This is a genomic window from Thalassococcus profundi (assembly GCF_003344785.1).
Lineage (GTDB): Bacteria > Pseudomonadota > Alphaproteobacteria > Rhodobacterales > Rhodobacteraceae > Puniceibacterium > Puniceibacterium profundi.
On the sequence record NZ_QPMK01000003.1, the window covers coordinates 85,860 to 105,331 of the forward strand.

Genomic DNA, 19,472 nt, shown 5'->3' on the forward strand with positions numbered 1-19,472 from the left:
ATGCGGTTTCGCGCCGGAGCGTCGGCCGTTCGAAGTGCCGGAAAAACGGGCAGTCCGATTGGCCGGGACCGCCCGCACCCCACGCGGCGTCTTTCCCCGAACCGCGTCATGGCCTATGTAATGTGGCAGACAGAGCTCAAGAGACAGGCATGACACGTCCTATCGTCGGCATCATCGGCAACCAGCACCTGATCAACGACCAGTATCCCGCCCATGCCGGCGGAACGATGAATTCCGAGGCGGTCGCTTCGGTCTCGGGCTGCATGCCGCTGCTGATCCCGGCCGATCCGCGCTTTGTCAGCGTGGCCGAATTGCTCGAGACCTGCGACGGCTTCCTGCTGACCGGCGGGCGGCCCAACGTCCACCCCGAGGAATACGGCGAAGAGGTCACCGCCGCGCATGGCGAATTCGACCGCGCCCGCGACGCCATCGCCCTGCCGCTGGTGCGCGCCTGCGTGGAGCGCGGCCAGCCCGTCTTCGGCATCTGCCGCGGGTTTCAGGAGGTCAACGTGGCCATGGGTGGCACGCTCTACCCGGAAATCCGTGACCTGCCGGGGCGGATGAACCACCGGATGCCGCCGTACGGCACGCTGTCCGAGAAATTCGCCCTGCGCCACACCGTCCGCTTTTCCGAGGACGGCCCGTTCCGCGCCCTGCTGGGCGCCTCCGAGGTGATGACCAACACGCTGCACGGGCAAGGGATCAAGACGCCGGGGCGGCGCATCGTGATCGACGGCCACGCTCCCGACGGCACGCCCGAGGCGACCTATATCGAGGGCGCGCCGGGGTTCAGTCTCGCGGTCCAGTGGCACCCGGAATGGGACGCCGCCAACGACCCGGTGTCGCGTCCTCTCTTCACCGCCTTTGGTGACGCGGTGCGCAACTGGGCCCGCGCCCGCGCGGTGCCGGGCCGCAAATCCGCCTGAACGCGCAGGCGGGCGCGGCCCAGACCGCTGAATTCGATCTCGAGACGGCAGCCCATGGCGCTCACGCCGCTCGCTGCACCGGTGCGTGCATCTGCGCCATGAGCAGTCTGGCCTCGTGCGCCTTGAGGCAGAGCCGGGCGGCGTCGCCGTAGCTTCCGGGGGAGCTGCGCAGGGCAGGGAAGGCGGCGAAGAGGTCTTCGCGAGAGGCGTCGGAGAGGCTCGCGATGCCTTGGACACCGGCGTGGAAGCTCTCGGTCGCGGCGCCTTCGGCATAGATCACCTCGTGGCGGTCCAACATCAGGTGGATGTAGGTGACCTCGCCGCCCTCGACGCGGTTGACGCCGTGGCCGTCGACCAGGTGCTTGGCCGAAACCAGCACCTCGGAGGTGCCGAAGAGCAGTTCGGCGCAGTAGTCGGCAAAGAGGAACCGGTGCTGCGGCGAGACCAGCAGGTCGCGCTCGGCCCCCGCCAGCGCCGAGGCGGAAACCCGGATCGGCGCCAGGTGGCCGGTGGCGGGCACGGTCTTGGACCCGACCCAGCGCAGCGGCTGCAAGCCGCTGTCGCGGGTGAAGATCAGCGCGCCGGGGCGCAGATCCTCGACCGGGACCATGCCCGCGGCGGTCAGGATACGCGTGCCCGGCGTGAAGCAGATGACGTTGTCGATGTTGGAGAAATTGACCACCGACCCGTCGAGCATGGTGACCGAGCCCGAGAACTCTCCGCCGCCCTGATCGTTCAGCACCAGCGTGGTGCGGTCGGCGAGGCCGTTAAGGTTCAGCGTGTCGCCGAGCGTCTGCGCGGTGGTGCCGCCGAGGATGGTGATCGGCGCGCTGCCGGGTTCGCCCAGATCGACGAGGTTGAAGACGTCGTCGCCGTCGCCGCCCGAGATCGTGTCGCCCTGGCCGAAGAAGATCGTGTCGTTGCCCGCGTCGCCGTAAAGTTCGTCGGCCCCGGCGCCGCCCGAAATGATGTCGTCGTCGGCACCGCCATAGATCGTGTCCGTGCCGGCGCCGCCGTCGATCGTGTCTCGCCCGGCGCCACCGAGCACCCCGTCGTTGCCGTCGCCGGCGAGGATCGAGTCGTCGCCGTCGTTGCCGCCGATGGTGTCGTTGCCGGTGCCGCCGAGGATCGTGTCGTTACCGGTCCCGCCATCGATGAAGTCCGCGCCGTCTCCGCCCTGGATGCTGTCGGCCCCGTCGCCGCCCTGCAGGGTGTCGTTGCCGGTGCCGCCGTCGAGCGTGTCGTTGCCGATCCCGCCGGTCAGGAGGTCGGTCCCGTCGCCGCCCAGCAGGCTGTCGTTGCCATCGCCGCCGTCGAGCGTGTCGTTGCCGATCCCGCCCGACAGCGTGTCGTTGCCGGTGCCGCCGCTCAGCGAATCGTTGCCGCCGTCGCCGCTCAGGCTGTCGGCCCCGGTGCCGCCCAGGATCGTGTCGTTGTCGTCGCCGCCGCTCAGGGTGTCGTCGCCGATGCCGCCGTCGATAAAATCCGCGCCAAGACCGCCGCTGACCACGTCGTTGCCGCTGCCGGCAGAGATCGAATCCGCGCCGTCGCCGCCGAGGATGCTGTCGTTGCCGTCGCCGCCCAGAATGGTGTCGTTGCCGGTGCCGCCGTCGATCGTGTCGTTGTCGGCGCCGCCATCGATATAGTCGTTGCCGCTGCCGCCGAGGATGCTGTCGGCCCCGGTCTCGCCATAAAGCGAATCGTCGCCGCCCAGCCCGTCGATAGTGTCGTTGCCGGCGCCGCCGTAGATGACGTTGGTCCAGTCCGGGCCCTGCTGGTCGTAGCCGGTGAGGCTGTCGTTGAAGGCCGAGCCGATGATGCCGTCGATGCCGCCCTGGCTCACGTCGCCGGTGGCGTGGCCGCCGCTGAAGGTGTTGGTGGTCAGGTTGACCGTGACGCCTGCGTCCGACGTGCCGTAAGAGACGAAATCCATCCCCTCGCCGGCGTTGAGCGTGTCGGCCCCGGCACCGCCTTCGAGCGTGTCGTTGCCGTCGCCGCCGACAAGGCTGTCGTTGCCGGTGCCGCCCGACAGGCTGTCCGCGCCAGCCTCGCCAAGCAGCGTGTCGTTGCCGGCCTGGCCGAACAGCGTGTCGTTGCCATCACCGCCCAGCAGGCTGTCGTTGCCGGTGGTCAGGGGGATCGCGTCGAAATAGACGTCCGTAACCCAGATGCCCTGGGTGCCGCCCTGAGCGTTGCCATAGGCGATCTCGATCCGGTCCACGGGACCCGCGATCTCGACAAGGACCGATCCACCGACGCTGTTGGGGTTGTCGGCGACGGCGTTGGCGGTGACCGTGTTGCCCGAAACGGTGTCGCCGCCCGAGGGCGTCAGCCGCACCGACACCGGATTGCCGGCGGTGTCGAAGGCGCGGACCGTCACCACGTCGGTGTGGTTGCCGCTGCCCCAGTCCACGTCGTTGATCCGGAACCGGACGTTCTCCACCTCTTCGGCGACGCTGGCCCCGGCGCTGCGGGCAAAGGTCATGGTGGTCGTCGAGGTCGACCCGTCGCCGTTGCCGTAGAGGAAGAGCGACGAATTGGGGTCGTAGGCCTCTCCAGGCGCGACATACTGTGCGTCGGCGGTGTTGACCTGGTAGGTCGGGTTGTTGTTGCCGGTATTGGCGAAGCTGACCGAGACGTTGACGGTTCCGGTGTCCTGGGTGAAGCCGCCCGCGAGGTTGGTCCCGTTGCCGCCCTGGTCGGTCCAGTCCAGCGTTTCGGTGATCGGTCCCGGCGTGTAGGTCCCGAAATCCCCGTACAGCAGGTCGTTCCCGGTGCCGCCGCTGATCGTGTCGTTGCCCATCCCGCCGATGACGGTGTCGTTCCCGGCGCCGGCGTTGATGCTGTCGCTGCTGGCGTAGCTGGTGCCATCCACCGATTCGCCCTGTGCATCGCTGTAGTTCAGGTCGATGGAATCGTTGCCCGAGGTGCCGTCCACCACGCCGTCGACGTAATCGGCGGAGTTGAAGGCAATGTCGCCCGCGGCGACGTTCGGGTTGCTGTTGTAGGCGTTCACCGTATAGGTACGCCCCGCGACCAGCGGCACTTCGGACAGGGTGTAGAATCCCGTCGCCGCACCGCTTTCGACTTCGAACTGGACGACTTCAAAGCGTTCGCCGGTCACGCTGTCGGTGACGGTCCAGACCATTTCCGCATCGACAGGGCTGCCGGTCGAGGTGCCGCTGGGCGTGGTGACGGTCGCGGTGGCGGTTTCGCCGCCGGCGCTGTCGTCATCGAGCGTGGTGCCCTGGATGCCGGTCTCGGGGTCGTTGATCGTCGCCGTGCCGCCGGTGGCCGCCGGACCCGACCAGACGAACGTGCTGCCCACGCCGGTCGACAGGATGCCGGCCGGATTCGTCAGGTAGAACGCGACGTTGTAGACTGCCATGACCTGAGCCACCCTTGGTTCGGCGCGAGGAAAAACACGAAAATCAGCACTTTACGATTCGGGCGGCGTACCGAGTGACCGTCCGGTTTCCCTACGGGATACAAACCGCGGACGGCGAAAATTTGAGTAAATTGCGGTTAATTTGCGATGGGGCAGGTGAAGGCCCCCTGAAAACTTGACGTTTTCAGGAGAGATTGCGGCAGCCTGCCATAATTGATCAGGTCAGGTGATAAATTTGAATTGTTTCGCCAGCGGCAACGTTCGCGCCCGTTGGCCGGTCAGATCGAACACCGCGTTGGCCAGCGCGGGCGCAGCCGGGGGCGTGCCCGGCTCACCCACGCCGCCCAGCTTGCCGCCGCCCGCCAGCACGCGCACGGCGATCTCGGGCGTGTTGTGCATGCGCAGGGCATTGTAATCGGGGAAATTGCGCTGCTCCACCCGGCCTTCGGCAAAGGTGATCTCGCCCATGACCGCCGCCGAGAGGCCGTAGATCAGGCCGCCGGACATCTGCGCCTCGATGTTGCCGGGATCGAGCGCCGTGCCCACGTCGCAGGCGATCCAGGCCCTGGCGATTCGGATCGCGCCGTCCTCGTCGGTCACTTCGATCACCTGCGCGACCGGCGTGCCGAAGGAATAGCACAGCGCCACGCCGCGGCCCGTGCCATCGGGCGTGTCGCCGGTCCAGCCCGACATCTCCTGCACGGAGCGCAGGCAGTCCCACGCGGGTTCGTATTCGTCGCGGGTGAGCGCCAGGCGGAACTCCAGCGGATCGGCGCCTGCCGCATGGGCCATCTCGTCGGCAAAGCTTTCGTGGAAAAAACCGTTGTAGGAATTGCCCACCGATCGCCAGAACCCGATCGGCACCGACAGATCTGCCAGATGCCCGCGCACGCGGTAGTTGGGGATGCCGTAGGGCTGGTTGAACAGCCCCTCCACATGCACCTTGTCCGGGCCCCCGGGCGCAAAGCCCACCCAGCGGTTCAGTGCCTGCTGCGACGTGGACGGCGCCGACACCTGCGCGTCGAGCAGCACCGCCGTGCCGTCGCGCACCGCGCCCCGCATCCGTGCCATGGCCAGCGGGCGGTAGAAATCGTGGGTCATGTCCTCTTCGCGGCTCCAGGTGGTCTGCACCGGCACGCCGGGCAGCGCCATGGCGACGCGGGTCGCCAGAACCGAGAAATCGAGCTCGCCGCGCCGTCCGAAGCCACCGCCCATGTAAGGCGTGTGCACCGTCACCCTGTCGGCGCTCAACCCCGCCGCATCGGCGCAGGCCGCCTGCACGAAGGTCGGCGCCTGGTTGCCGGACCACAGCTCCAGCCCGTCGGCGGTGATGAGCGCGGTGGCGTTCATCGGCTCCATCGTGGCATGGGCGAGATAGGGCACCTCGTATTCGGCGGTGATCTCCTGCGCGCCCTCGGGCAGGGTGCCGGCATCGCCGTCGTCGCGCATGGTCGAATTGGGCGCGGCGTCGAACCCCGCGACCACCGCCGCGCGCAGGCCGTCCATGTCGGCGGGGTAGGTGGCGGGCTCCCAGTCGACTTCGATCGCCTCCAGTGCCTTCATGGCCAGCCAGGTGTTGTCTGCGATGACCGCAACCCCGGTGCCGAGGTCGACGACGCGCAACACGCCCGGCATCTTCTTCGCGTCGCGGGAGTCGTAGGAGCGCATCGCGCCACCCAGGTGCGGGTTCATCCGGAGGCTGGCGAATTTCATCCCCGGCAGGCGGATGTCGATGGCAAACTCCGCCGTCCCGGTGGCCTTGCCGACCATGTCCACCCGCGGCAGGGTCTGGCCCAGGTAGCGCCAGTCCGCCGGATCGCGCAGGATGACGTTGGGCGGGTCGATGCCCGCCGCGGCTTCGGCAAGCTCTGCATAGGGCAGGCGGGTGCCGTCCGCCGTGACCACCGCACCGGCCTCGGTCGACAGGGTCGCGGCATCGACGCCCAGCCGCTCTGCCGCCGCCAGCTTCAGCGTCTCGCGCGCCGCGGCACCGGCGACGCGCATCCGCTCGAACCCGTCCTTCATCGAGGTCGATCCGCCGGTCACCTGCAGGTCCAGCAGCTTGCCGACCCCGCCCAGCGTCTCTCCGAGCGCTTCCTGGAATGCACTCGCATCATAGCCCTTGTTGGGCAGACCTTCCGCCAGCATCGCGTGGTTGTAATAGGCGGTGGCGGCGGGGCCGTGGATGACCCGGATCTCCTGCCAGTCGACATCGAGTTCCTCAGCGATCAGCGCCGCCCAGGTGGTGTGCACGCCCTGGCCCATCTCGGCCCGCGGCGCCACCAGCGTCACCCCCTCGGCGTCGATCACCACGAAGGGGCTGAGCGCGGTTTCCCCGTCGGCTGGGCGCAGCGGGTTCGGCGCCGGCTTGCGCACCGCCCAAACGCCGAAGGCCACGCCGCCCGCGACGGCCACGGCGCCCACGAGGAAGGTCCGGCGCGCGATCTTTCCGATACGGCTCATGGCTCAGCCCTCCGAGGCGGTGGCCGAGGCGGCCTTGATGGCGGCGCGGATGCGCGGATAGGTGCCGCAGCGGCAGAGGTTGCCGGCCATGGCATCGTCGATCTGGGCATCCGTGGGCACCGGCACCTCCGAGAGCAGCGCCGCCGCCTGCATGATCTGGCCCGACTGGCAGTAGCCGCATTGCGCCACCTGGTTTTCGATCCAGGCCGATTGCAGCGCGCTCGGGGCCTCGGGCGTGCCCAGCCCCTCGATCGTGGTGACGGCGCCCGCCACTTGGTCCAGCGGCGTGACGCAGGACCGCACCGCCTGTCCGTCCACATGCACCGTGCAGGCGCCACAGGCCGCGACCCCGCAGCCGAACTTGGTGCCCGTGAGCCCCAGCGCGTCGCGCAACACCCACAAAAGCGGCACGTCGCCCGGCAGGTCCACCTCGTGCTCCGTCCCGTTCACCGTGATCGCATAGGCCATGCCGCCCTCCCGAGTCCGTCTCGGTCAATAATGGCACGGGAGACGCAAAGGTCACCCCCCAATGACGGCGAAATCCGCACCCCCTTCATCTTGCCATAAAACTCCAGAGAGCACGAGAGACTGGTCTCTCGTATCGCCCGAAGGGCGATACCGCTGCGCCGATGCGCAAGCGCATCGAACGGCGTCTCTCGTATCGCCCGACGGGCGGTCCCCTGCGGAAACCTCAGGTCACCGCCTTGCGGCGCAGGAACTCCGGCCGATCCCAGAGCGCGCCACGCAGGATCCGCGCGAGGATGCCGACCGCCTCCTCCACATCCGTCTCGCGGATGTAGAGCGGGCAGAAGCCGAAGCGCATGACGTCCGGCGCGCGGAAATCGCCGATCACGCCCTCGGCGATCAGCGCCTGCATGATGGCATACCCGTTCTCGGCGCGGAAACTCACCTGGCTGCCGCGCTGCGCGGGATCGCGCGGGCTGAAGAGCCGGAGCTGCGGGCAGCTTTCCTCGACAAGGCCGATGAACTGCTCGCAGAGCCGCACCGACTGCTTGCGCACTTCGGCCATGTCGACCCTGTCGAAGATGTCGAGCGCGGTTTCCAGCAGGGTCATCTGCACCACCGGCGGAGTGCCGACGCGCATCCGCTCGATGCCCGCGCCGGGGGTGTAGTCGCGGTCGAAATCGAAGGGTTTGGCATGGCCCAACCAGCCCGCCAGCGCCGGTTCGGCCAGATCCGCATGGCGCGGGGCGACGTAGATGAAGGCCGGCGCGCCGGGACCGCCGTTGAGGTACTTGTAGGTGCAGCCGACGGCGAAATCGGCGTCCGCACCCGACACGTCCACCGGCAGCGCCCCCGCCGAATGTGCGAGGTCCCAGACCGTGAGCGCGCCCTTCTCATGCGCCAGCGCCGTGAGCGCCGCCATGTCGTGGCGCCGCCCGGTGCGATAGTCGACTTCGGTCAGCAGAGTGACCGCGACGTTTTCGTCGATCGCCTCGGCCACCTCCGTGGGCTTGACCACGCGCAGCCGGTAGTCCTGCCCCAGCAGCTTCACCAACCCCTGCGCCATGTAGAGATCCGAGGGAAAGTTGCCGCTGTCCGACAGGACCACCCGCCGGTCCGGGCGCAGTTTCAGGGCCGCGGCCAGCGCCTGGTAGACCTTGATCGACAGGGTGTCGCCCATGACCACGTGCCCGGGCTCCGCCCCGATCAGCCGGGCGATGCGGTCGCCGATGGCGCGGGGCTGCGCCATCCAGCCGCTGGCGTTCCAGCCCGTGATCAGCTGCTCGCCCCATTCGTGGCGCAGCATCGCCTCGATGCGGGCGGGCGCGGCCTTTGGCAGCGGCCCCAGGGAATTGCCGTCGAGGTAGATCATGCCCATGGGCAGGTGGAATTGCGCCCTGGTCCAGGTGAAATCGGTCAAAACTCGCCTCCCGCGATCTGGATGGCCTGCCCGTTGACGCTGGCGGACTGCGGCGCGCAGAGCCAGAGCGCCGCCTCAGCCACCTCTTCGGAGGTGATGAGCCGCCCGTGCGGGTTGGCGCCGATGACGATCTTTTCGGCCTCTTCGCGGCTCATGCCGGTGCGCTCCATGATCCGCGCGATGTTGGAGGGCACGATCTCGGTGTCGACATAGGCGGGGCAGAGCGCGTTGAAGGTATAGGGCTTGCCGAGGTAATCCGCCGCGAGCCCCTTGATCAGGCCGATGAGCCCGTGCTTGCTGGCGGTGTAGGCGGGCGCGCCTTTCAGCCCGCGCAACCCGGCGATTGAGCTGACCGCGATGACCCGGCCCCAGTCGGTCTGGCGCATCGACGTCAGGCTCTCGCGGATCGTCAGGAACGCCCCGTCGAGATTGGTGGCCATCATGCTGCGCCAGAAGGCGCTGTCGGTCTTGTGCAGGGCGCGGCCCTCGGCGATGCCGGCGTTGGGAACGCATATCTGCACCGGTCCGCGCGCCGCGACCGCCGCGGCGATGCCGTCCGCCACCGACGCCTCGTCCGTCACGTCCATCACCTGTGCAAAGAGGCCATGCGTCGCGGCCGCCTCGTCCAGCACCGTCGCCCGGCGTCCGGTGATGGTGACCTGCGCGCCCTGGTCGGCCAGCGCGCGGGCGATGCCCAGCCCGATGCCGGTGCCGCCGCCGGTGACCAGCGCGTGTTTGCCCGTGAGTGTCATCCATGCCTCCCTGTCTTTGTCCCAGCCTATCCGAGCGGGCGGGGCAAGCAAGCCTGCCTCTGCGGCGCTTGCCAAACGTATTCGCGCATGTGAATGTGATGTCCTAACAGGAGGGGAAAGACCATGCGACCGCTGCTCATTGCACTGGCCTGCCTGTCGCCGCTGGCGGCGCAGGCCAGCGAGGATATCACCGACAAGTACCCGGCGTCGGAGCTTTACGACAAGCCGGTGGAGGTGATCCCGCATGTCTGGAGCGCCATCGGCGCAACCGCGCCGCCGACCTACGAAAACGCGGGCCACAACAACAACCTGAGCTTCATCGTGACCGGCGACGGCGTGGTGGTCGTGAACGGCGGCGCCTCGGCGCGGCTGGCGGCGGCGCTGCATGACGAGATCCGGGCGGTGACCGATCAGCCGGTGCGGCTGGTCATCAACGAGAACGGCCAGGGCCATGCGATGCTGGGCAACAGCTACTGGGCCGACCAAGGCGTCGCGATCCTCGCCCACGAGGACGCCATCGCCGAGGTCGAGGAGAACGGCGATTTCATCCTGCAGGGCATGCAGCGCTACAACCGCGACCGCGCCGAGGGCACGCGTGTGGTGGCGGCGGACCGGTCGTTTTCCGACCGCGAGGTGATCGAGATGGGGGAGGTGACGCTCGAGGTTCTGCACCTCGGCTCCGCCCACGGGCCGGGGGATACGCAGGTCTGGATCCCGCAGTGGGACATCGTGATCGCCGGCGACATCGCCTTTCACGAACGCATGCCGCCGATCTTTCTGGACACCTGCACCGCGTGCTGGATCGAGACATTCGACGGGCCGTTCACCGATCTGGGGGCGACCTACGTGATCCCGGGGCACGGCCATCCGACCAACATGGCGCAGGTGACCCGATATACCTCGGACTACCTCAAGGACCTCCGCGCCAAAATCGGCGCGCATCTGGACGAGGGCGGAGACCTCGCCGGAGCCTACTATGTCGATCAGTCGAACTGGGCGCATTTGGACACGTTCGAGGAACTCGCGACGCGCAACGCCGGCCGGGTGTTCGAGGAGATGGAGTGGGAATGAGGCCGCGTTTGCGCAGGCAAAGACGACCGGCTCGATCCGCCCATGCGGGCGTCCTCGCGGGAGCGAGGCGATGAGATGGATCGACATTCCACCGGTCTGGCTCGCCGCCTTCGCCGCGCTGGCCTGGGCGCAGGCGACCTTCTTGCCGATGGGGCTGGGCTTCGGCGGCGCATGGGCGGATTTTGCGGGTGGGATTCTGGTAGGGGGCGGGTTGGTCGTCATCGTCCTTGCCGCCATCGAGATGCGCCGTCACCGGACCACGATCATTCCCCACATGGACGCCGATCGGCTGGTCACCACGGGCGTCTTCGCACGCAGCCGCAACCCGATCTACCTGGCCGATTCGATGATCCTTTTCGGCCTTATCCTGCGGTGGGATGCGGTGTTGGCGCTACCACTCCTGCCGGTCTTCGTCTGGGTGATCGAACGCCGCTTCGTGCTGCCGGAAGAGGCGAGGCTCAAGGCTAAGTTTCTTGCGGTTTTCGAGCGGTATGCGCAACAAACGAACAGGTGGCTTTAAATCTGCGACGTCCTATGCTCTACGACTTGCGATGCGGTTGTGATCGCTAGGTCAGCAGCGTAGACCTTTCGCGACCTGCAAGGTGCCGCAACGACAACAGGCTTGTCTGAACACAAGAGGGGACAAACGACGTGAAGATAGGAACGCCAAAGGAAGTGTTCGAGGGGGAGGCGCGCGTCGCCATGACCCCGGACTCGGCCCGCCAGCTGCAGAAGCTGGGCTACGACTGCGCCATCGAATCCGGCGCGGGCGAAAAGGCCGGATTTACCGATGACGCCTATGCCGAGGCCGGAGTCGAGATCATCAAGACCGCAGCGGCCCTGTGGAAAGTCGCCGACATCGTGGCCAAGGTGCGCCCGCCGTCGGAGGCAGAGGTCAAGCGCCTGACGCAAGGCAAGCTGCTGATCTCGTTCTTCTGGCCCGCCCAGAACAAGGACCTGATGGAAGAGGCCGCCAAGAAGGGCGCGTCGGTCATCGCCATGGACATGGTGCCGCGCATCAGCCGGGCGCAGAAGATGGACGCTCTGAGCTCGATGGCCAACATCGCGGGATACCGTGCGGTGATCGAGGCCGGCAACAACTTCGGCCGTTTCTTCACCGGTCAGATCACCGCCGCGGGCAAGGTGCCCCCGGCCAAGGTGCTGGTCGTCGGCGCGGGCGTTGCCGGTCTGGCCGCCATCGGCACCTCGACCAGCCTCGGCGCCATCACCTACGCCTTCGACGTGCGGCCCGAAGTGGCCGAGCAGGTCGAGTCGATGGGCGCCGAATTCGTCTTCCTCGATTTCGAGGAAGAGGCCAAGGACGGTGCAGAGACTGGCGGCTATGCCTCTGTTTCCTCGCCGGAATTCACCGCTGCACAGCTGGCCAAGTTTCGCGAGCTGGCGCCCGACATGGATATCGTCATCACCACGGCGCTGATCCCCAACCGCGAGGCGCCCGAGCTTTGGACCAAGGACATGGTCGACGCGATGAAGCCCGGATCGGTGATCGTCGACCTCGCCGCCGAAAAAGGCGGCAACTGCAAGCTCACCAAGATGGACGAGAAGATCGTCACCGACAACGGTGTGACGATCATCGGCTATACCGACTTCCCCAGCCGGATGGCGACGCAGTCCTCGACGCTCTTTGCCACCAACATCCGCCATCTGATGACCGACCTGACGCCCGACAAGGACGGCAAGGTCAAGCACAACATGGAGGATGACGTGATCCGCGGCGCGACCATCGCGCACGAGAAAGAGGTGACCTTCCCGCCGCCGCCGCCCAAGACCAAGGCCATCGCGGCGCAGAAGCCCAAGGAAAAGGTCAAGGAGAAGACTCCCGAGGAGAAACGCGCCGAAGAGATCGCCGCCTTCAAGCAGCAGACCAAGAACCAGGTCACGCTGCTGGCCATCGGCGGCGCGCTGGTGCTGGGCGCGGGCCTCATCGCTCCGGCCAGCTTCATGCAGCATTTCATCGTCTTCGTGCTGTCGGTCTTCATCGGCTTCCAGGTGATCTGGGGCGTCGCGCACAGCCTGCACACGCCGCTGATGGCGGTCACGAACGCGATTTCGTCGATCATCATCCTCGGCGCGCTCATCCAGATCGGATCGAGTTCGATGCTGGTCACGGCGCTGGCCGCGCTGGGCATCTTCATGGCCGCCATCAACATCTTCGGCGGCTTCCTCGTCACACGGCGCATGCTCGCCATGTTCCAGAAATCGTAAAGGAGCCGCGACATGGAATTCGGATTCACGATTGCGGCCTATGCGGTCGCGGCCGTTCTCTTCATCCTCTCGCTGGGGGGGCTGTCGAACCAGGAAAGCGCCAAGCGCGCGGTGTGGTACGGCATCGCGGGCATGGCCATCGCGGTCGTCGCCACGATGACCGGGCCGGGGCAGGGCCTGTGGCTGGCGTCGATCGTGCTGATCGCGCTGGGCGCGGGCGTCGGCTACCAGCTGGCAACCAAGGTCGAGATGACCCAGATGCCCGAGCTTGTGGCCGTGATGCACAGCCTTGTGGGCCTTGCCGCGGTCTTCGTCGGGTTCAACGCGGACCTCACGATCAACATGGTGCAGGCCGCGCAGGCGGCCGGTGACACGGTGACCGGCAGCTTTGCCGAGCTTGTCGCCAAGAAGACGCCGGTCGAGATCGGCATCCTCAAGATCGAGCTGGTGCTGGGCATCTGGATCGGGGCCGTCACCTTCACCGGGTCGGTGATCGCCTACGGCAAGCTTGCCGGCAAGGTGAACTCCGCGGCGAAGAAGCTGCCGGGTGGCCATATCCTCAACGCCGGTGCGGCGGCGCTGTCGCTGGTGCTGGCCATCGCCTACCTCGCCGATGCCGGATCCTGGACGCTGGTGGTGCTGACGCTGCTGGCGCTCTTCATCGGCTATCACCTGATCATGGGCATCGGCGGCGCCGACATGCCGGTCGTGGTGTCGATGCTGAACAGCTATTCCGGCTGGGCGGCGGCGGCCATCGGTTTCAGCCTTGGCAACGACCTGCTGATCGTGGTGGGTGCGCTGGTGGGCTCTTCGGGTGCGATCCTGAGCTACATCATGTGCAAGGCGATGAACCGCAGCTTTGTTTCCGTGATCCTGGGCGGCTTCGGCGGCACCACGGGTCCGGCGGCCGAGGTCGAGGGCGAACAGGTGCCGATCGACGCCGAAGGCGTGGCCAGTGCGCTCGAAGAGGCCGATTCTGTCATCATCATCCCGGGCTACGGCATGGCCGTGGCGCAGGCGCAGAACTCGGTCTCCGAGCTCACCAAGCGGCTGCGCGCGCAGGGCAAGAACGTGCGCTTCGCCATCCACCCGGTGGCGGGCCGTCTGCCCGGCCACATGAACGTGCTGCTGGCCGAGGCCAAGGTGCCCTACGACATCGTGCTGGAGATGGACGAGATCAACGACGACTTCCCGGATACGGACGTGGTCATCGTGATCGGGTCGAACGACATCGTGAACCCCGCGGCCCAGGACGATCCCAACAGCCCCATCGCCGGGATGCCGGTGCTGGAATGCTGGAAGGCCAAGAACGTCTTTGTCTCGAAGCGGGGCCAGGGCACGGGGTACTCGGGCATCGAGAACCCGCTGTTCTTCAAGGACAACACGCGGATGTTCTACGGCGATGCCAAGAAGTCGCTAGACGAGCTGCTGAGCAAGCTGCCCTAAGTCCCGGTTCAGCGAAATCACCGAAAGCCCCGCCGGAAACGGCGGGGCTTTTGCATGTGCGGTGCCGTGTCATGGAGTGTCTGACTGCTCGGAATTGTGCGGTGCGGGGTCTGTCAGTAGGGGAATGATGGTAAAGCGGGCAAGGCTTCGATGCGATCTGCGTCTGACCGGACCGTGGAAGTCCTGCGGGACAGGCGCGATCCCGGCCGTCGCATCGGCTGCGGTCCGCCGCCGGTGTTCGCGCCCACTTGATAAATCGCGCGGCCGGCTAGCTTGAAGATCATCACTCAGTAACAAGGATGAGCCATGACCCTCCTCACGCGCCTCGCCACCGCTGTCACCGTCAGCACGATCGCCTTTCCTGCCCTCGCGGCGACACAGGACGAGCTGCGCGCGGCGCTGGTCGGCAATACATTCCAGGGCGACATGGGCGGGGGTGGCTATTCCAGCTATTTCGCCGAGGATGGCACCTATTACGATGCCTCCGGCTCCGGCGTATACGAGATCACAGACGAAGGCGTCTGCTACCCGGATACGGATTTCGGCTGCTACCAGGCGAACATCGATGGCACGTCGCTCGAGTGGATCCAGGACGGGGAAAGCGCCGGGTCCGGTGAAATCCTCGACGGCGATATCCTCGACCTGATGGCGCAGTAGGCCCGCCTGCAACCGGACAGGCGGCTTATCCATACGGAACTTGACGAAGAACGCGGTCCGCGCCGAGCGGGCCGCGTTTCAGCGACAAGGCGGCAGGATACAAACGGTGGCAGACAGAGGGAGTGCGCTCTGTCGCCCAAGAGCGCCCAAAGCGCCGTTGCCGCTGTGCAAAAATCCGAAATCCCGAGTAGACTACGATTGTATTTTGGCACAGGCCCGTTTCCCGCGCGCGCCGGAAAATCGGGCTGCATGCAAAGGTGTACCGCTAACAATCTGAAATCGCGGCGGATTTCCTTTACATGGGGCGGATGCATGTCCTAACTGCCGAGGAAAGATGCGGGACTGACGCCATGCCACCGATCGAAGATCATCCCCTGCGCTACCGGCTTGCAAACGAGTTGCACGCGCGGCCCTTTCCGTCGCTCAAGGCGCCGTGCCGGGCGGTGTATCTGGCGGTCAAGAAACCGCACCAGGCGGCGTCGCGGGACAAGTCGCTGGATCTCAAGCATCTGACCGACCTGCTGGACCGCTACGGCGCCGCGCATCCGCAGCCCGGTGCCACGCATTTTTCGGGCCAGATCGGGCAGCACACGCTCAAATGGGAACAGCACACGGAATTCGTGACATACACCGTGTTCATGAACGGCGTGGGAGAGCGCATCTTCAACCCCGCCGATTTCGAGGTTTTCCCCGCCGACTGGCTGGCCGAGGCACCGGGGGTGCGCATCACCTCGGCGCTGATCCGCATTTCGGTCCGACGCGAGGATGACGAGGTCGAGGATCAAATCGAGGACTGGTTCGTGCCGGAAAGCGTGGCCGTCAGTTCGGTGATCGACGACGAGGCGATCATGGCCGGCGATTTCCGCATCGACCCGGCCGGGCACCAGCGCTTTGCCGTCTTTCCCAAGGTGCATGTGGGCGAGCGCCGGATCGGGCGGATCGTGCAGCGGCTGTGCGAGATCGAGACTTACAAGACCATGTCGATGCTGGGTTTCACCCGGGTCAAGGAAATCTCGCCTCGGATGAGCGAGATCGACACCGAGCTGTCGCGGCTGATGGAGGCGATGACCCATGGCACCGCACCCGCTGAAGAGACGCTGAAGGCGCTCCTGTCGGTGTCGGCAGAGCTCGAGGCCCTGTCGGCGCAAAGCGCGTTCCGGCTGGGCGCGACGGGCGCCTACGAGGCCATCGTGGCGCAGCGCATCCAGGTGCTGCGCGAGGAACGCTGGCACGGGCGCCAGACCTTCGCCGAGTTCATGATGCGCCGCTACGACCCGGCGATGCGGACGGTGAAAAGCAGCGAACGTCGGCTCGAGGCGATGGCGAACCGCGCCATGCGCGCGGGCGACCTGCTGCGCACGCGGGTCGAGGTGGAACGCTCGGCCCAGAACCAGCAGCTTCTGGAATCGATGAACCAGCGCGCCGACATGCAGCTGCGCCTACAGAAGACCGTCGAGGGGTTGTCGGTGGTGGCGATCAGCTACTATGCCGTGTCGCTGGTGGGGTATCTGCTCTACCCTGTGGCAGAGGCCCTCGGGGTGTCCAAGGGCCTCCTGACCGCGGCGATCACTCTGCCGGTTGTGCTGCTTGTGTGGACCGCGATCCGGCGAATTCGCCACGCGATGGAGACGAAAGGGCCAGACCTCGGTTAGTGGCCAGCGCGCCGGCGGCGATGCTGAGGATCGCCAGCAGGGCGGCGACGGACAGGGTGGGCACGCCCGAGAGGCCCGCACCCACGGTGCACCCGCCCGCCAGCACGCCGCCCACACCCATCAGAACCGCGCCCGCCGCGTAGCGGCCGGTCTCGGCAGGGGCCGAAAAGCTCTGCCAGCGGAAGCTGCGGAAAATGAGCGAGGCCAAGAGAGCACCCGCCAGCGTGCCGCCGATGAGTCCGACGCCAAAGCCCGCGGGGATCGAGGTCGAGGCGATGGTCCAGAACAGCGTATCGGCGAAGGGCGAGGTGAAGGACAGCGACTCCATGGCGATGGGGTCGAAGTCGTCATAGAGCACGTAACCCGTGCCGACCCAGGCCAGCGGCACCAGCGCGCCCAGCAGCGCGGCGAGGATCAGCATGCCGGGGCGGCTGCCCGAGCGCAGCGCATAGGCGAGCGCGGCGGCGGCGATGATGCCAGCCCAGACCAGCGCGCCCCCGGGCAGGGCGGCGAGGCTGACGTTTTCGCCCAGCGGCACGGTGACCGACCCGGCGGCGGTGCGCAGCGGCGCCAGCACACCCTTGAGCGTGGCATGGGCGGTTATCGCGAAGACCGCGAGGACGAAGACAGCGCGCAGGTTGCCGGTCGCCGTCAGGACGGTCAGACGCGACACGCAGCCGCGCGTCAGGACCATGCCCGCGCCGAAGAGCAGCCCGCCAAGCGCGATGGCGAGGATCGGCAGATCCGAGACCATGAAACGGTGATCGGCAAAACCGATCCAGCCCATGGCCACGGCGGCCTGGGTGCCCAGCACGGCCACCGCAAGCGCGGTCAGCCAGACGCCCATGGCCTGGCGGCGGTCCTCGCCGACAAGGCTGCGGCGGAAGCAGAACTTCGTGCGCTCTGCCAGAAAGCCGAAGGCGAGGCCAAGGGCCAGCGCGAAGAACACCACGACCTGCGGTGCCGTGTAATTTTCAAAGCCCAGAGACTCGAACATGGATTTCTCCCGGATCAGGAATTTCGTTCCTGATCTAGGGTGTTCGGGCGCATTGCAAGGCTTTACCCTTAGTACGGGATTTGCGCAGGCAGAACACTGTTCCGATTGCGGCCGATTGAGGAAAACGTCCGTCCCGGGTGACGCTCTGGCCGCCCGAAAGCCGTCTTGCGTGCACCGCTGCCGGGCCAAAGCGATCCTTTTTTCACATCCGGTCCCACCAGGGCACTTCGGAGAGCGGCAGGGACGCGTCCGTGCGGCGCGGAACCCCCGTGAGAGTCGGCGGATCGGCGTAGAATCGGGCCAGCCGCGCGCGGGTCTGTTGCCCGGGGCGCAGGCCGAAGACATCCGCCGCCGTCTCGCCCATCACCGCCGGGCGGACCCGCGCGGGCAGCAGCGCCTCGATCCGGTCGGGGTAGCGCGCGCCGGCATCGGCGGTGGCGGGCATGTGCCAGTCGCTGCCGTATAGCAGGTTGCGGGCAAAGCCAGGTTCGGTTGAGATCAGGCGGCCCAGCACGTCGCGATAGCCCTCGAACAGCGCGCGGCTTTCGAAGAACTCGTTGACCTCCGACAGGTCGGCGTAGAGGTGCCGCTGCGTGCGCATGGCGGCGACGGCGGTGCGCAGCCAGGGCGAGGGCTGCAGCGTTGCCGTGCCGCCGTCATGCGAATTGCGGTCGATGCCGTTGGCGAGGTGCCCGAGGATGACCTTGAGCGGCGGCAGGCCGGGGGCGGCCCGGTCGGCGGCCCGCATCGCGGCGATCCAGGCGCCGGGATTGTTGGTGAAATCCTGCTCGTCGCGCGGATCCGTGGCGCGGTTCCAACGCCGGTGCCGACGTGGATTGGAGGCGGCGCGCGGTGCGTAGGTCCATTCTCCCAAGGCCGGGTCGCCATAGTCGCCCGACGGCGGCGCCTGCCGGTCGCCATGGCCGGGCGGGAAGGCGCCCTGCATGCAGACCTCGTTGGCCGAGAGGCCGGTCGAGTTATGCGTCAGGATCGGCACGTCGCGGGATTTGCAGAAGGCGTACAGCTCTTCCATGTAGCGGTCGTAGGCGCTGAACTGGTCGTAAAGCTCCCGGTCGGTTTCGCGGATGCGCTGGCGCGGGGTGTTAAGGCAGCCCCAGCGCAGGTTGTCGATGGGCGAAAAGCCCGAGGATGGATGCACCTTCACGCCGACGAAGCCGAGCTGGTCGATGGCGCGCTTGACCCAGAACATCTGACTGGGCCGTGCCGGGTCGTCGGGGCTGCGCCCGCCCAGGGTGCGGTCCTCGTATTCGCGTTCGGGCGTGAAGGACACCAGCGGCAGGAAGCGGCCGCGGGTGGCGAGGTTCAGCTCCGAATAGAAGGCGATGTGTTCGGGCAGGGGCAGAATGTTGGCGCCTTCGTAGAGGTCGACCATCGAGGGCAGGAACAGGTCCATGTCCGGGTAGAGCGTCATCATCCGCGCGGCGTTGCGGATGCGCGTCGAGAAGAAGCCGGTGATCTGGCGCTGCGCATCCGAGCGGAACGCCCCAGCCTGGGTGCGGCCGGCGAAAAAGCAGAAATCGGTGTTCGACTGGCGGGCGGGGCGGTTGCGGCCTTCGGCGCTGAGGTCGAGCGGCTTCTCCATCTCGACCCGCAGGTAGCCGCGTTCCTGCCGGATGCCCCAGGCGCCGACGCTGAGGAAGCCTGCGAGGAAGGTCGCGAGCGATGCGGCGATGGCTTCGAGCGTGGGAGAAGCGTCCTCTTCGAGGTTGAAGAAGCGGCGGGTGACGAAGTCGGCCTCTGACACGTCGCGCACGTTCATCAGGTGGCAGTGCATGTCGATGCGGATCGGGCCATCAGGCCGGGGCGGTTCGCAGACACGGGCCTGTCGGTAGGTGTAGGGGGCGCAGCCGGAGGTGGCGGCGGCGGACGCGAGGAATGCGCGGCGGGTGAGGGTCATTGAAATGGGCTCCGGTTCAAATGGATTGCGCGGGAGCCTAGCGCAGGCATGGGCGTTGCGTGAATACCGGAGTCGCGTTTGGGTAGAAGGA

14 protein-coding genes are annotated in these 19,472 nt (G+C 67.0%); 7 read left to right on the forward strand and 7 right to left on the reverse strand.

The features are described from left to right. Positions 1 to 149 precede the first annotated feature (149 nt). Positions 150 to 926, forward strand: a complete 777-nt coding sequence (locus DU478_RS04740; protein ID WP_114509803.1) for a gamma-glutamyl-gamma-aminobutyrate hydrolase family protein — start codon at positions 150 to 152, stop codon at positions 924 to 926. Between the two features lie 61 nt (positions 927 to 987). On the opposite strand, the gene DU478_RS04745 is transcribed toward DU478_RS04740, so the two are convergent. The 5 genes from DU478_RS04745 to DU478_RS04765 all read right to left on the reverse strand — a co-directional run bounded on the left by DU478_RS04745 (position 988) and on the right by DU478_RS04765 (position 9,414). Then, positions 988 to 4,314, reverse strand: a complete 3,327-nt coding sequence (locus DU478_RS04745; RefSeq protein WP_233501113.1) for a Hint domain-containing protein — start codon at positions 4,312 to 4,314, stop codon at positions 988 to 990. Between the two features lie 222 nt (positions 4,315 to 4,536). Then, positions 4,537 to 6,777 (reverse strand): xanthine dehydrogenase family protein molybdopterin-binding subunit, encoded by a 2,241-nt coding sequence (locus DU478_RS04750; protein ID WP_114509804.1) that lies wholly within the window; start codon positions 6,775 to 6,777, stop codon positions 4,537 to 4,539. A 3-nt stretch (positions 6,778 to 6,780) separates the two neighbouring features. Continuing rightward, positions 6,781 to 7,245, reverse strand: a complete 465-nt coding sequence (locus tag DU478_RS04755; RefSeq protein WP_114509805.1) for a (2Fe-2S)-binding protein — start codon at positions 7,243 to 7,245, stop codon at positions 6,781 to 6,783. Between the two features lie 223 nt (positions 7,246 to 7,468). After that, positions 7,469 to 8,662, reverse strand: coding sequence for a kynureninase (gene kynU, locus DU478_RS04760; protein ID WP_114509806.1), 1,194 nt, complete (start codon positions 8,660 to 8,662; stop codon positions 7,469 to 7,471). Further along, positions 8,659 to 9,414 (reverse strand): SDR family NAD(P)-dependent oxidoreductase, encoded by a 756-nt coding sequence (locus DU478_RS04765; protein WP_114509807.1) that lies wholly within the window; start codon positions 9,412 to 9,414, stop codon positions 8,659 to 8,661. The genes kynU and DU478_RS04765 overlap by 4 nt, the downstream gene beginning before the upstream one ends. 123 nt (positions 9,415 to 9,537) lie before the next feature. Here DU478_RS04765 and DU478_RS04770 point away from each other — a divergent pair, with 123 nt between their 5' ends. The 6 genes from DU478_RS04770 to DU478_RS04795 all read left to right on the forward strand — a co-directional run bounded on the left by DU478_RS04770 (position 9,538) and on the right by DU478_RS04795 (position 16,466). Then, positions 9,538 to 10,485 (forward strand): MBL fold metallo-hydrolase, encoded by a 948-nt coding sequence (locus DU478_RS04770; RefSeq protein WP_114509808.1) that lies wholly within the window; start codon positions 9,538 to 9,540, stop codon positions 10,483 to 10,485. A gap of 70 nt (positions 10,486 to 10,555) precedes the next feature. Continuing rightward, complete coding sequence (locus DU478_RS04775) at positions 10,556 to 11,005, forward strand: methyltransferase family protein (protein WP_114509809.1); 450 nt, start codon at positions 10,556 to 10,558, stop codon at positions 11,003 to 11,005. Between the two features lie 131 nt (positions 11,006 to 11,136). After that, positions 11,137 to 12,711 carry a Re/Si-specific NAD(P)(+) transhydrogenase subunit alpha gene (locus tag DU478_RS04780; protein ID WP_114509810.1) on the forward strand — a complete coding sequence of 525 codons (1,575 nt, stop codon included), beginning with the start codon at positions 11,137 to 11,139 and terminating at the stop codon, positions 12,709 to 12,711. A 12-nt stretch (positions 12,712 to 12,723) separates the two neighbouring features. Further along, complete coding sequence (locus tag DU478_RS04785; protein ID WP_114509811.1) at positions 12,724 to 14,157, forward strand: NAD(P)(+) transhydrogenase (Re/Si-specific) subunit beta; 1,434 nt, start codon at positions 12,724 to 12,726, stop codon at positions 14,155 to 14,157. 306 nt (positions 14,158 to 14,463) lie between these two features. Then, complete coding sequence (locus tag DU478_RS04790) at positions 14,464 to 14,814, forward strand: hypothetical protein (protein WP_114509812.1); 351 nt, start codon at positions 14,464 to 14,466, stop codon at positions 14,812 to 14,814. 350 nt (positions 14,815 to 15,164) lie between these two features. After that, positions 15,165 to 16,466 (forward strand): DUF3422 family protein, encoded by a 1,302-nt coding sequence (locus DU478_RS04795; RefSeq protein WP_114509813.1) that lies wholly within the window; start codon positions 15,165 to 15,167, stop codon positions 16,464 to 16,466. Here DU478_RS04795 and DU478_RS04800 read toward each other — a convergent pair. Continuing rightward, positions 16,381 to 17,463, reverse strand: a complete 1,083-nt coding sequence (locus DU478_RS04800; RefSeq protein WP_114509814.1) for a YeeE/YedE family protein — start codon at positions 17,461 to 17,463, stop codon at positions 16,381 to 16,383. The genes DU478_RS04795 and DU478_RS04800 overlap by 86 nt on opposite strands. A gap of 202 nt (positions 17,464 to 17,665) precedes the next feature. Then, a complete protein-coding gene (locus DU478_RS04805; protein ID WP_158545738.1) occupies positions 17,666 to 19,381 on the reverse strand; it encodes an amidohydrolase family protein in 1,716 nt (571 codons plus the stop codon). Positions 19,382 to 19,472 lie beyond the last annotated feature (91 nt).